The sequence below is a fragment of the Ochrobactrum sp. SFR4 genome, from assembly GCF_019730395.1.
Lineage (GTDB): Bacteria > Pseudomonadota > Alphaproteobacteria > Rhizobiales > Rhizobiaceae > Pseudochrobactrum.
The window spans coordinates 1-508 of record NZ_JAAPBB010000144.1 but is presented as its reverse complement, the minus strand read 5'-3'; the positions used below and the strand labels follow the sequence as shown (position 1 = coordinate 508).

The 508-nt window shown below is 51.0% G+C and carries 1 protein-coding gene; it reads right to left on the bottom strand.

What is annotated here, in order from left to right:
- Positions 1-508 (bottom strand): helix-turn-helix domain-containing protein (locus HBA93_RS18265; RefSeq protein ID WP_221724245.1); only part of this gene is annotated, 508 nt, incomplete at both ends.

Sequence of the window (508 nt, the reverse complement as noted above, 5' to 3'; positions counted from 1 at the left end):
TCACTACCGGAACAGACGCACAGAATTTCTGCATCCTGCTCGCTCACCGACAAATAGGCATGTCCCATGGTTGAATCGATATAAACGCTCTCACCGGTTTTCAGCCGCACCGGCTTATACTGATCAGTATGGAGTTCAATTTCACCCTTGAGAACGATCAGAAACTCCTCACCGGTATGTCTGGTCAGAGGACCAAATTCTTCCAGTGAGCGGGCCCGGGCAAATGCGTGGATAGGCACCATGCGTTTGCGAATGAGATCGGTTGCCAGATAATGATAATCGTAATTCTGCGTCAGTTGGCGCAATGTCGACACGGCCGAACTTACAGAACGCCGTGCACGATTGGTGGCAGGATCATTATCGCAGCTTAAAAGCTCGGTAACGTGAATGCCTAAGCCATGGCAGATTTGCAGCAACTTGTCATAGCTCAGAGACAGCTGATCATTCTCAACTTTGGACAGCGTGGAAACCGCAACGCCGGTGCGGTCGCTGACTTGTTGCAGTGTCC